Origin of the sequence: Polaromonas sp. CT11-55 (assembly GCF_047303325.1) — a bacterium.
Taxonomy (GTDB): Bacteria; Pseudomonadota; Gammaproteobacteria; order Burkholderiales; family Burkholderiaceae_C; genus Polaromonas.
The window spans coordinates 63,628-76,416 of the sequence record NZ_JBKBEX010000015.1; the positions used below are offsets into that span (position 1 = coordinate 63,628).

Consider the following 12,789-nt stretch of genomic DNA (forward strand, 5'->3'; position numbering starts at 1 on the left):
GCGCCTCAATTGCAATACATTTTTTTGACCGGCTCGTTTTTGGCGACGGTCGTTTTGACTTCCGCCGACTTGTCGTCCTTTTTGTCGGGAGCCAACTTGTCCTTGTCCTCTTGTGTTGCCGTGCTGCCGGCCGCCGGGATGGAGACCGGCATGGAGGCGACCTGCTCGGGGGTGGATTCGCTTGGCGGCGGGGTAAAAAACAGCGCTGCGCCGGTAGCGAGCGGTCTGATGCTGGAGTCCAAGGCCGTGGTGACGGCCGTGGTGGCGGGCTGGATTGCGACCGCGACGGGGATGGCGGCCGACAGCACCTGGCAGAGCACTGAATTCGGCGAGATCGAGCAGATGTTCGCGGAGGAAGCGGTTGTCGTGATGCGGGCAACGGTAGTGCCTGTGCCGGGGTAGCTGAGGGCCAGGCTCGCCGTGCCGGAGCTGGAGGTGATGTTGGGTGCGTCGACCGTACTGAAACTGCCGCTGCCCGAACCCGTCGCCGTCAGAAAGTTGTAGGTCGAATCGGCAGGCGGCACAAAGCCGTTGAGCCCGCGGACGTTGAGCCTGCCGTTCAAGCTGGCGGTGTTGCTGATGGCGAGCCTGTCAAAGCTGTCGGTGCCCGCCAGTCTGATGTTGAGCACCCCGGTGCTGCCCTGCGTGTACTTGCCCTGAACGAACAGCGTGCCGGCGGACCCTGCGGTGCCTGGTGACACGGTGCCGTTGTTCAGCAGCGTCCCGGTGCCGCCCAGCGCCAGGGTGCCGGCACCGGCCAGCGTGCCGCCGGCCTGCACGTTCACGCCCGCGGCGTTGATGGCCGAGCCGCCCGCCAGCGTTGTCGTGCCGCCCGCGATATTGAGCGTGCCGTTGCCACTGCCCCCGCTTTGCGACACCGTGAGCGCGCCGCCGTTCAGCGCCAGGTCGGCATTGAGCTGCACCGCGTGGTTGTCGGCCGGGTAGTTGTTCAGGTAGTTGCTGTTCAGGTTCAGGGCCAGCTTGTTCGAGCTGCTGGTGATGGGCGCGTTGATGACGATGTTGTTGTTGGCGTTCAGCGTCAGCGCCGCATCGCCCCCGGCGCTCTTGGCGATGGCGGCCGACACCGTGATGTCGCCATGCACCATGTCCATGGCAGGGTTGCCCGTGCCCGTGGTGATGCTCACGTTCGTTCCGGCATCAAGCTGGGCAACAATGGTCGCCGCGGTGATATGGGCACCTGTCTCATTGGACACAATCGCATTCGTGCCCGCGACGCCGGCGTCCGGCCCGGCGGCCACAATCTCGATGTTGAACGGGTCGATGTGCCATTCGCCGCCCTGGCCGACCGTCGGCACGTTCACCACGTCAAGCGACTGTTTGCCCGAGGTATCGACATAACCGCCGCGGCCCGCGCTGCCTGTGGCCGACACCTGGCCGTCTATGGAGGCCGCGTTCTCGGCAATCAGCACCACGTTGCCGCCCGTCGTGCCATTGGCGCTGATGTTCGACGTGGCCGAGGTCCTGACGTCACCCGAAGCGCGCAGAAAAATCCGCCCCCCCTCGCGCACCGCGCTGGAGGCGTTGAGGGTTCCGCTGTTGCTCACCAGGCCCGCGGCCAGGCCTATGCGCCCGGCTTCGGCCGTGATCTGGCCTATGTTCCGGGCTTCACCCGGCGTGCCGGTGATGGCAACGCTGACGCCCGGCGTTGCCGTGTCCACCAGCTGCACGGTTTGCCCCGCCGCCAGCAGTACCTCGCCCTGGGGCGCATTCAGGCTGCCGGTGTTGGCGACATTGGCGCCCACCAGGTAAATGCTGCCGCCGCTGGCCGCGTTGATGGTGCCGGCATTGCGCACGTCGCCCGGCGTGCCCGTGCTCTTGAAGTTCATGCGGCCGGCCAGGAAATCGCTGTCGCTGACATTGAGCGAACTGGCGATGAAACGCGCCACGTCAATGCGTGCACCCGGGCCCACCATGATGCCGGCCTGGTTGATCAGCCACAAGGCGCCGTCGGCCCGGATGCCGCCAAGAATCTGGGAAGGGTCGCCGCCGTTGACCCTGGCCAGCAGGGCTGCCGAGCTGTTCAACTGGTGGACGTCGACCAGCGCGGCTGAGCCCACATTGAAGGTCGAAAAATTGGCGATGGCCTGCTGGCTGGTCTGGTTGATGGTCAGCGTGTTGCCGCTCTGCGCGAAGGTCGCGCTGCCTGATGTGACATTCCAGCCCGTGGGCAGGGCATTGGCCGGCAAGCCCTGGGCAAAGGCCTGCGTGCCGCATGCCAGCAATAGCGAAGCGGCCAGCAGCGAGAGTCGGTGTGAACGGGAATAAAGGTGCGTGGACATGCGCATGGTGGTCTACCTTGTGTTCTTCTTCAGAACGCCAGCGAGGCGCTCAGGTGGGCATTCCAGTCACCCCGTTTTTCCGTGAGGGAAGTGCCCGCGTTGCTCACGCGCGCCAGGTCCACATTCAGGCTGAAATCGCGGCTCATTACATAACGCAGGCCCGCGCCCAGGCTGGACACCGTGACGCTGCCGGGCAGGCCGCTGCTGCCCACCTTGTTGTTGCTGCCATGGCCCGCGTCCACAAAAAACACACCGCGCAGCTGGCCCGGCAGCCCGACACGGCCGGAGAGCTCCGGCGTATAGAGCTCGGCATTGGCCACGATGCCGCTGTCGGCCGTCACCGCCCGCTCCTGGAAGCCGCGCACCGTTGTGGACCCTGTCAGGCCGAACTGCTCGCCCGCGAGCAGCGGCGTGTCGGTGTACTGGGCGCTACCGGCCAGACGCAGCTGCCAGCCGCTGGCCAAAGACCTGAACAGCGAGGCACTGCCGCGCGCGGCCATGAAATCGTCACGGCTGGCGCGGTTGCCTGGCGTCAGGTAAGAGTAGCGATCGGTGCGGCCATCAATATTCGTGTAGCGCTCGCCGCTGGGAATGTTGCGCGACAGGCCGACGCTGTAGCCCGACATCTGGTCGGCACCCTCGGTCTGGCTGCTGTAGGTGATGCTCAGCGGCGTGGTCTTGTAGGGCACGCAGGAGGCAATCGGCGGCGTGGGCGGCGCGATGCTGACCGTGACGCCACCGACTTCGCAGCGCGAGTCGATGAATTTGTGGTCCAGGCCCAGCACCAGCTTGGAAGTGCTTTCGCCGCTGCGGCCCAAAAAATGGTTCCAGCGCAAGCCGTATACGTCGCCCTTGCCCGTAAAACCCAGCAGGCCGCCCAGCACCGGCGAACTGGCAGGCGAGTTGACACTCGACTTGCCGTAAATAAAGTCGACGCTGTCGCCATACGCATACAGCGGGACACGGTAGCCTACCGAATAGACATTCAGGTTCACGCCCGAAGGGCTGTCGGGCGAGGTGGTGTAAGCCAGCGTGCCCACGTGGTCGCGGTTAAAAAGGTTGGCATGCTGCACGGCCACACCGGTGCGCCAGCGGCCGCTGGAGGGCGAGCCCGTGTTGTCCAGTGTGGTGATGATGCGCAGCGGCTTGTGGTCGTCGACCAGCACCTTCGCGTCTATCGTGCCCGGCTTGTCGCCCTCGGCCAGCGTCACGCCGACCTGCTTGGCCGGGCTTTCATTGGCCAGCTGTATGGATTCAGAAATCGCGCCCAGGCTGGGCGAGCGGCCCACCTGCAGTCGCACCAGGCTGGCGCGGATATTGGCCTCGTCGAAATGCTGGTTGCCCGTTACGGTGATCGAGGAGATCACGGTTTCCCGCACCAGCAGCTTCACCGCGCCGCCGGCCAGTTCCTGCTCAGGCACCGACACCAGCACCGTGCTGTAGCCGGCTTGGCGATAAGCCTGCTGCAAGGCTTCCACGGCAAGCTGGATATCGGCAAAACCGCGCTGCGGGCCGGCGAGCGGGCCGACCAGGCGATCCACTTCCGCAGCGGGCAGCAGGGTATTGCCTTCAACCTGGAAACGCGTGATCTCAAAACGCTCATCGGCCGCCAATGCCGCTGCAGCGGCAGTCAGCGCCAGCGCGCCGCTCAGGCCGCAACGGGCCAGGTAAGTGATCAAGCGACTCATTTGTTCTCATCCACGGGGACCGTTGGGCTGAACAAATGGCTTGGAAAATGGAGCTCTCAAAGGGCTCTGTTCAGGGCGTCGCTCATCGTAACAGGACGTAAGTACGAGGCGTGCTTTTGCCTGCGCCTTTTACAAATGAGGCTCTTCCGTGTTGTGACCTTGCCGCAGTTGTGTGGGAAGTGATGGCAACCACGGTAGCGGTATCAGGTCCGGAACGGGCTTGCTTCAAGCGCTGATATCGAACAGCGCCGCCCCATGCCGCATCAGGCTGCGCGCGACCACCGTGCGATGGATTTCGGAGGTGCCGTCGAAAATCCGGTAAATCCGGGCGTCGCGGTAGTAGCGTTCAATCGGCAGTTCCTTGCAATACCCCATCCCTCCAAATACCTGGACGGCCCGATCGGTCACGCGGCCCAGCATCTCTGCGGCCTGTACCTTGACCATGGAGATCCAGTCGCGGGCATCAAGGCCTTGGTCGATCATCCAGGCGGCATGCAGAACCATCAGGCGGGCCGAGTTGATTTCGATCACGCTGTCCGCGAGCATTTGCTGCACCAGCTGGAAGTCGGCGATCGGCTGGCCGAACTGTTTGCGCTGTGCGGCGTAGTCGGTCATCAGCTGGAGCACATGGCTGGCCTTGCCGACGGCCCGCGCCCCGACCTGTGCCAGCCTGACACGGCCCAGCACACCGAGCGCCTGCTGCAGGCCTTTGCCTTCGTCGCCAAGCAGCGCAATCGGCTCCAGGGGCACGTTGTCGAACCAAAGCTCAAGATGGCTGGTGCCGCGAAGTCCCATCATTTTCTGGTCCTTGCCGAGCGTAAAACCGGGCAGGCCCTTGTCGACAAGGAACAGCGATATCTTTTTCTTCCCTTCCTTGGCCCCGGGATCATCCGTCAACGCCGACACGATAAAGAAGTCGGAGACCTCTGCGTCGCTGATGAAATGCTTGCTCCCCGAAAGGCGCCAGCCATCGGCTGTTTTGACGGCACGCGTCGTGATGCTGCCGGCGTCCGAACCGGCACCGGGCTCGGTGATAGCGATGGAGCAGACACGCTCTCCTCGCACTGTGGGTTCGAGCCAGCGGCCGACCTGCTCGCCCTGGGCAGCGAGCAGCACCTCATAGACATTGCCAAATGCGCGGCGTATCAGGATGTCGGTGGTGTGGCCGAACTGCTCTTCCAGCAGCATGGTATCGACCGCACCGAGCCCGCCGCCTCCGAACTGGACGGGCATGTTCGTGGCGTACAGGCCGAGTGCCCTGGACTTTTCGTGGATGGCGCGCGCCTTGTCCGGGTCCAGAAAGCCCTGCTGTTCGACTTCGTCCTCAAGCGGTCTGAGTTCTTCGTCGATGAAACGGCGCACCGTTGCGACCAGCATTTTCTGTTCTTCGTTGAGTGCGAAATCCATGTCTTTCTCCAGGTCGTCTTGGATGCGGTGCCTCGTACCGGGCGCCCCGGCAATTCGATGCCCGCATGAGGGATGAAGCGTACAGGAGCCCGGCGGCGCCTTCATCCCGGTCGGGTGGCTTTTTGGGGGCCGCAGCTTGCGTGTCGCTATCTTCTAGCGACCTGTCCACACCGGTTTGCGCTTCTCGGCGAAGGCCAGCGGACCCTCGATCGCGTCCTGGCTGGCCAGCATCCTTTCCGCTGCCTCGTAGCGGGCGCTCATGGCCGTTTGCAGATCGGGCATGTCGAGGCTTTGCAGCATCACCTGTTTGGAGGCCTGCACGGCCAAGGGCGCACAGGCGAGCACGCGCTCGGCCAGGGCGAATGCCGCGGGCATCAGTTCCTGGTGCGGTACCACTTCGTTGATCAGGCTGATGCGCCTGGCTTCCTGCGCGTCAATGCGCCGGCCGGTCAGGATCAACATCATCGCGTCCTTCATCGGCATCTCGCGCGCCAGTCTCTGCAAGGCGCCCCCGCCCAGCGCGGCAAGGCCCACCAGCGGCTCCGGCAAGGCGAAACTGGCGCTGTCCGAGGAGACCGCCAGGTCGCAGGCGGCCACCATTTCGGCGCCGCCGCCGAGGCACAGGCCATTGACCGCCGCGATCACCGGCTTGAAAAGGTCGAAGCGCGTGGTAATGCCGCCGAAGCCGCTGGGCGGTTTGCGGTGCTCGCCTGTTCTTGAGAGCTCCTTCAGGTCGGTACCCACGCAAAATGCGCGGTCTCCGCTTCCGGTCAGGATGGCCACGTGCAGCTCAGGGTCCGCGGCGTAGAGATCAAAGGCCTGCGCCATTTCGAAATGGGCCGCCGGGTTCAACGCGTTCAGAACCTGCGGACGGTTGATCGTGATGGTGAGGACACGCCCGTGGCGCTCGTACCTGCAGTGCTCGAAGGAGGGGCTTGCCATGTTGACGCGCCGCCCTTACCTGGCAGCGGCAGCCGGCTTGAGCGTTTCTATGACCTGCGCCTTGCCGTTGACGATCTTGACGATGAAGCTCTCGCGATCAAGGTCGCCCTTGTCGTCATACTTGACGTCGAACAACACCCCTGGATATTGCTTTGCCGAGATGCTGGCACCGTGCATCGCGGCCGCGAATGCCTTGGAATCGATCTTGCCTATCTTGTCGAAAATGGCCTTGGCGGCGTGCATGCCGGTATAGCCCTTCATGGCGTTGTGATCCGCCTTTGATTTGTACTCGTCGAGGTATCGCTTGGCAAAGGCCTGCACGGTGGGATTCGGCGCATCCGGGGTCAAGCCTACGTGCGCCACCACACCGTTGGCCGCTTCCCCCGCGAGTTCGATGACTTTGTCGTTCGCCAGGGTGGTTTCGCCGATCACCGGCTTGTCATAGCCTTGTTTGCGCACCTCTTTCAGCACCCGGGCGGATTCCTCCTCGTTGCTGTAGACGAAAAGGGCATCCGCGCCGGACTGCTTGGCCTTCAGCACGGCGCTGGAGAAGTCGAGCTGGCCGGCCTCTGTCGAGATATCGGCGAGCACCTTGATGTCGGCAGCCTGGAGCTCCTTGAGGACCATGTCCCGTCCACCCTTGCCGAAATCGTTGTTGACGTAGATGATGGCCACGCTCCTGGCCTTGACGCTGTCGCGGATATAGCGGACCACCTTGGGCATGGCGGCGGCCTGGGTAAAGGAGCTGCGGAACACGTAAGGGTTTCCCTGCTGCGTGATCGCGGCGGCCTCGCCGCCTATGACATTGGGAACTTCCGCCCTGCGGGTTTCGGCCATGCTGACCAGGATCGAGCCCGAAAAAACCGGCCCCATCACCAGAGGCGCACCCTGGTCGATGGCCTTGGTCGCCAGTGACTTGGCAATGCCGGGATTCGACTGCGTGTCCCAGGCGCTGTAGCTGATCTTGCGGCCCAACACGCCACCGGCCGCATTGATTTCCGAAATGGCCAGCTTCACGCCGTTGTTGTAGTTGGTGCCTGCGGTGGCGCCGGTTCCCGATAGCTCGACCAGCCCGATGATGGGAACAGGCTGTGCGGCGGGCTGTGCCGCGGTGAGGGTGTGCATGGCGGCAAAGGCCACGCCTGCAGCGACGAGGCGCAGTGGTTGAAGCATTGTTGTCTCCTGACGAATAGTTGTGTGTGCCTGGGTTCCACGGTCCATGGAACTGCAGGAGATGCTAGGTGCCGCACCATCGTTCGTCCATTCGATGGATCCGATTTGCGTCATCGGTAAATTCGATAATGGTGGACAATGGCGCGATGGACCTCGATGCCCCGCTTCTCGACGTCAAATTCCTTCGGCTGCTGGATTTGCTGTGCGCCACCGGAAGCGTGACCCGGTCGGCGGATGCGCTGGGTCAAAGCCAGTCAACCATCAGCACCTGGCTATCGCAACTGCGCCAGCAGCTCGATGACCCGCTGTTCATCAGGACGTCCAAAGGCATGCTCCCGACCCCGCGCACCGAAGCCTTGATCGGGACGGTGCGGGAGATACTGGCCGGCATGTCGCGCCTGTCGCGGCCGGAAAAACCGTTTGACCCGGCGACCGCCGAAAAACGCTTTTCGATCTGCATGACGGATGCCAGCCATATCACCTTGCTTCCGAGCATCCTCAACCATGTCCATGCGGTTGCGCCCGGCATCTCCCTGCAGGCCAGCGTCATCGGCCCGGACCTGGCGGACAAGCTGGAGTCGGGTGAGGCCGATACCGCCCTCGGTTATTTGCCCTGGCTCGATGCCGGCTTCTACCAGCAGACGTTTTACAAACAGGACTGGATATGCCTGGCCAAGGCCAACCATCCCCGCATTGGCGACAACCTGGCGCAGTGCTGGAGCCTTGAGGCCTACCAGGCGGAAAGGCATATCAGCATCAGCTCGGGGACCGGCCATCAGTTGCTGGACAACGCCATTGAGTCGCTGCAGATCCGGCGCAAGGTGGGCCTGGAACTGCCGGGCTTTCTGGGGCTGTCATCGATCCTGGGCGGCAGCAACCTGATCGCCACCTTGCCCCGCATGATCGGGGAGACTTTGGCGCGCGCGGGCCACTTGCGGGTGCTGCCGTGCCCGTTCGAAATTCCCGGCTTTACCGTGAAGCAATACTGGCATGCGCGGTACCAGCAAGACAGTGCCAACAGATGGTTGAGAAGCGTCTGCGCAGGGCTTTTTATGCACCAGGCATGAAGAAGCAAGAGGGGGTCGATCGTTGAGGGGCTGAATCCGCCGCCACTCAAGACTTGAGGAACAGGTTTGCGCAAACGCCGCGCAGCCACCGGTTGGCGGCATCATGGTGATAGCGGGCGTGCCAGTGCTGCTTGACGGTGAACGATGGAATGGCCACGGGACAGGCCAGCACCCTGAGGCCGGCCATGCGCGCGAGCGTTTCCCCGATCTGCCGCGGCAGGGTCGCGATGAGGTCGGTTGAGGACAGGATGGCGCTCAGGCCGAGGAAGCCCGGCAACTCCAGCAAAACCTTGCGCTCGATCTTCTGGCGTTTCAACGCGTCGCCGAGCAATATCGAACCCGTGCCCGAGCCGATCAGGATGTGCGACTCGTCGGCATATTGATCAAGGCTCAATGTGTCGCCGATGCGCGGATGGCCGGCATTGGCCAGGCAGACCCAGTCCTGGGTGAACAAGGTTTGCTGATAGAAACCGGCTTCGAGCTGGGGGATCAGCCCGATCGCAATGTCGGCATCGCCGGCCTGCAAGGCGCGCGGCATGTCGGCATCGATGCGCGCCGCGTCGAGCCGGATGCCCGGCGCCAGCGCGCGCACGTGCGAGAGCAACTGGGGCAGCAGGGTGATGTGGCTCGCATCCGTCATGCAAATGCGGAAGGTTCGCTGTGCGGACGCCGGATGGAAGACGGGTTCGCTTTCCGATAGCTGGCGCAGGGACTCCAACGCCGCGCGAACAATGCCGACCAGCGCTTCGGCACGAGGTGTGGGCTGCATGCCCTCGGTCGTTCGCACAAAAAGCGGGTCATTGAATTGCTTGCGCAGCTTTACCAGCCAGATGCTCACGGTCGGCTGGCTCAATCCCAGCAGTTCCGCCGATCGGGTGACGCTGTTGGTGCTGTAGAGCAGGTCGAACAGGCGCAGCAGGTTCGTGTCCACCATCTCAGACGGGGTCAATCGGGTTGGGGTGGTCATAGCGGGCTTGAGCTGCTGTATTGAAAAACGCAATGTTATCTATTCTAGGCATTGGATAGACGAGAGTTGGGCGCGTCCCTAGCATCCATGTCTATGAAAATCTGCATATTGGGAGCCGGCGCGCTGGGGTGTGCGATCGGTGGTGTGTTGACCGAAGCCGGCCACGAGGTCTGGTTGATCAATCGCGGTCGGGCACTGGTAGAAACCCTGAGTCGCGACGGACTGAAGGTGCGCGACGAGCGCGGCGACAGGCTGGTTCCAGTGCATGCGGCAACGCATTGCGACCAGGTGGATGCCAGCACGGGACCGGCAGACCTCGTCGTCGTGCTCGTCAAGTCCTTCCATACCCGCGAGGCCATTGAGTCGGCCCACGCCGTGATGGGGGCTTCAACGGTTGTGCTCTCGCTGCAGAACGGCCTGGGCCACGAGGATGTGCTGGCCGATGTCGTTGGGCGCGAACGTGTTCTCGCCGGCAAGACCTATGCGGGCGGTGTGATGCTCGGTGTGGGCCACATCATCTCGGGTATACGCGGCAAGGAAACCATCGTCGGCGAGCTTGACGGCCGGGTCAGTGAACGCGCGCTGCGTATCGCCGAGACCTTCACCAGCGCAGGCCTTGTGACGACGGTGAGCCGCGACATCATGGGCACCATGTGGGACAAGCTGCTGGTCAATGTGGCGACAGGCGCATTGAGCGGCATCACCCGGCTGAACTACGGCGCGCTCTACGCCATCCCGGAAGTCGAAAACTGTGCCATGGCGGCCGTCGCCGAAGCCATCGCGGTCGCGCGCGCCGGTGACATCGCGCTCACCACCTCCGATCCCCGGCAACCCTGGCTCAAGGCCGCCGAGGGCCTGCCCCCTGAGTTCAAGGCCTCCATGCTGCAGAGCCTTGAGAAGGGCTCGGTCACCGAAATCGACTATGTCAACGGCGCCGTCGTGCGCTGGGGGGCGCGCTACGGCGTCGCGACACCTGTCAATTCCGCACTGGTCGCCTGCATCAAGGGCATAGAGCGAGGCCTCCCGCTGCCAAGCACCGCCAAACAAACATAAACATAAACGTAAACATCAATAGAAACAGAGACATGAGCTATCCCCAAAAATCCTATGTTGAGCACGTCGCGGTACGCGTTCGCGACATCCAGTGGCACATCGACTTTTTCTACCAGGTACTCGGCATGGACGTGCGCGAGATCGAAGGCCCCACCGATGCGCCGAGCCAGTACTGGACGATTGGCGGCATGCAGCTGATGTCCACGCCCGGCTTTGAAGCGCCACCGAGCAACGACGCGGGTTGGCTCGCGCACATCGGCATCATGGTCGAGGATCTCGACGCCGCGATTGCCGAGGCGCACAAGTGGAAGGTCAAGCCACTGCCCCAGGGGCGCAACTGGCTGCAGCTGCCGGACGGGCTGGCGATCGAGCTGATCCAGGCGAGCGGCAACTCCGTGGTCGAAGTTCTGGCCATCAACCCGAGGGCCCAGTGATGCGCAGTTTCACCACCCCCGAAAAATACTGGGACGATGCGGTCGTCGGTGACAGCTGCAAGAGCCCGACCTACACCGTGACGGCGGAGCGCATCGACGCCTACGCCGAGCTCACCGGCGATTTCACGCCCGTGCATGTGGATGAGGAATACGCGCGCAACAGCCATTTCGGCCAGCGCGTGGCACACGGCCTCATGGGCCTCTCGGTGGCCGACGGGCTGAAGACCCAGTGCGAATACCGCTTCCTGCCGGGCATGTCGCTGGGCTGGACCTGGGATTTCGCGCTCCCCATCTACATCGGGGACGTGCTGCACATCGAGTTCACCGTCGGCAGCATGCGCGCTTCCAAAAGCAAGCCGGACTGGGGCATCGTCATATTGCCCACCCGACTGTTCAACCAGAAGGGCCAGGTATTGCAGCAGGGCGAACACCGCCTCATGATCCCGCGCCGTCCCGGTGCCAACCCCTCCACGGAAACCGCACCATGACGCTCCAATCCCTGCCGCTTAAAGGCATCCGTGTCATCGACTATTCGCACTTCCTTGCCGGTCCCTACATGGGCCGCTGCCTCGCGGCGCTCGGCGCCGAGGTCATCAAGGTAGAGCGCCCCACGATGGGCGACGCGGGCCGCGCGCACCCGTTCTTTGTGAACGGGCAGAGCGGCTACTTCCTCCAGCAAAACATGGGCAAGCAGGGGCTCTGCGTCAACCTCAAGGACCCGCGCGGCCTCGAGATGATGCACAAGCTCACCGACACCGCGGACGTGTTCCTCGAGAACTACCGGCCTGGTGCCCTGGACCGGCTCGGCCTTGGCTATGCCGAACTTTCGAAGCGAAATCCCAAACTCGTTTACTGCTCCGTCTCGGCTTACGGTCACACCGGTCCCGACTCGCACCGCGCAGGCTTCGGCCTGATCGCCGAGGCCAAGAGCGGCATCATGGCCATGGTCGGCAACCCGGGCGAGGCGCCGCCGTTGCTGCGCATCGCGCTGGGCGACATGTATACCGGCATCCACGGCGTTGCCGCAGTCTGCGCGGCCCTGCTGGGTCGCGTGAGTTCCGGGCTGGGCCAGCACATCGACATGGCGCTCTACGACTGCCTCGTTGCTATGCATGAATACGCGGTGCAGTGCTACACCTTCTCCGGCGGTACCGAAATTCCGGTGCAAACCGGCCACGACCTGCCGCAGTCGACCCTGTACGGCGTGTTCAGCGCCACCGACGGCTATATCGTGATCGCCGCCCAGGTTGACGATGCCTGGAAACGGCTCGCGGCCCTGGTAGGCGGTCCGGCCTTCGCCGCTGACGCGCGCTTTCACAGTGCGAGCGGACGGAACGCGAACCGCCTCGAAATCCTGCCCGTCGTGAGAACCTGGGTGTCGACCCGCACGGTCGCGGATTGTCTCGCGCAGCTCGACGCCATCGAAGTGCCGAGCGCCAAGGTCCAGGGTATCGATGAGGTCCTCGCCGACCCCCAGGTGCTTGCGCGCGGCATGCTGATCGAGCAGGAGCATCCCGTCCTTGGCAAGGTCAAGTTGCCGAATCTGCCTTTCCACTTCTCGGGCTGCGATACGACGATCACGATGCCGGCTCCGCTGATGGGCCAGCACAACCGCAGCATTGCCGCAGGCCTTGGCTACTCGGCGTCGGAGATCGACCGCATGGTCGCGGACGGCGTGCTTTACGCGGAGAGCGCCGTGAAATAAAGGCGGGTGTTTGGAACAAAGAAGCCAGCGCACTGGCGGAAACCGGAGACAAA

Annotated in this window: 11 protein-coding genes; 5 read left to right on the forward strand and 6 right to left on the reverse strand. The window is 63.6% G+C overall.

From position 1 onward, the window contains the following. Positions 1 to 5: 5 nt before the first annotated feature. The 5 genes from ACEN8I_RS14940 to ACEN8I_RS14960 form a co-directional block, all read right to left on the reverse strand. Positions 6 to 2,306 carry a filamentous hemagglutinin N-terminal domain-containing protein gene (locus ACEN8I_RS14940; protein ID WP_413329283.1) on the reverse strand — a complete coding sequence of 767 codons (2,301 nt, stop codon included), beginning with the start codon at positions 2,304 to 2,306 and terminating at the stop codon, positions 6 to 8. Positions 2,307 to 2,329: 23 nt separating this feature from the next. Next, a complete protein-coding gene (locus ACEN8I_RS14945; protein WP_413329285.1) occupies positions 2,330 to 3,988 on the reverse strand; it encodes a ShlB/FhaC/HecB family hemolysin secretion/activation protein in 1,659 nt (552 codons plus the stop codon). 225 nt (positions 3,989 to 4,213) lie between these two features. After that, positions 4,214 to 5,395: an acyl-CoA dehydrogenase family protein gene (locus ACEN8I_RS14950; RefSeq protein WP_413329286.1), complete on the reverse strand. Its 1,182-nt coding sequence runs from the start codon at positions 5,393 to 5,395 to the stop codon at positions 4,214 to 4,216. 153 nt (positions 5,396 to 5,548) lie between these two features. Next, on the reverse strand, positions 5,549 to 6,337 hold the full coding sequence (locus ACEN8I_RS14955; protein ID WP_413329287.1) for an enoyl-CoA hydratase-related protein: 789 nt from the start codon (positions 6,335 to 6,337) through the stop codon (positions 5,549 to 5,551). A 15-nt stretch (positions 6,338 to 6,352) separates the two neighbouring features. After that, positions 6,353 to 7,510 (reverse strand): ABC transporter substrate-binding protein, encoded by a 1,158-nt coding sequence (locus ACEN8I_RS14960; RefSeq protein ID WP_413329288.1) that lies wholly within the window; start codon positions 7,508 to 7,510, stop codon positions 6,353 to 6,355. A 128-nt stretch (positions 7,511 to 7,638) separates the two neighbouring features. Here ACEN8I_RS14960 and ACEN8I_RS14965 point away from each other — a divergent pair, with 128 nt between their 5' ends. Continuing rightward, positions 7,639 to 8,577: a LysR family transcriptional regulator gene (locus ACEN8I_RS14965; RefSeq protein ID WP_413329337.1), complete on the forward strand. Its 939-nt coding sequence runs from the start codon at positions 7,639 to 7,641 to the stop codon at positions 8,575 to 8,577. A gap of 46 nt (positions 8,578 to 8,623) precedes the next feature. Here the strand turns inward: ACEN8I_RS14965 and ACEN8I_RS14970 are convergent, their stop codons facing one another. After that, positions 8,624 to 9,526, reverse strand: a complete 903-nt coding sequence (locus tag ACEN8I_RS14970) for a LysR family transcriptional regulator (protein WP_413329338.1) — start codon at positions 9,524 to 9,526, stop codon at positions 8,624 to 8,626. A gap of 111 nt (positions 9,527 to 9,637) precedes the next feature. Here ACEN8I_RS14970 and ACEN8I_RS14975 point away from each other — a divergent pair, with 111 nt between their 5' ends. The 4 genes from ACEN8I_RS14975 to ACEN8I_RS14990 are packed head-to-tail and all read left to right on the forward strand — an operon-like array spanning position 9,638 to position 12,736. Beyond that, positions 9,638 to 10,597, forward strand: a complete 960-nt coding sequence (locus ACEN8I_RS14975) for a ketopantoate reductase family protein (protein ID WP_413329339.1) — start codon at positions 9,638 to 9,640, stop codon at positions 10,595 to 10,597. A 32-nt stretch (positions 10,598 to 10,629) separates the two neighbouring features. After that, positions 10,630 to 11,031, forward strand: a complete 402-nt coding sequence (locus ACEN8I_RS14980) for a VOC family protein (protein WP_413329289.1) — start codon at positions 10,630 to 10,632, stop codon at positions 11,029 to 11,031. After that, entirely contained in the window at positions 11,031 to 11,519 is a 489-nt protein-coding gene (locus ACEN8I_RS14985) for a MaoC family dehydratase (protein WP_413329290.1), read from the forward strand. Before ACEN8I_RS14980 ends, ACEN8I_RS14985 begins: the two co-directional genes overlap by 1 nt. Then, a complete protein-coding gene (locus ACEN8I_RS14990) occupies positions 11,516 to 12,736 on the forward strand; it encodes a CaiB/BaiF CoA transferase family protein (protein WP_413329291.1) in 1,221 nt (406 codons plus the stop codon). The genes ACEN8I_RS14985 and ACEN8I_RS14990 overlap by 4 nt, the downstream gene beginning before the upstream one ends. Positions 12,737 to 12,789: the final 53 nt, after the last annotated feature.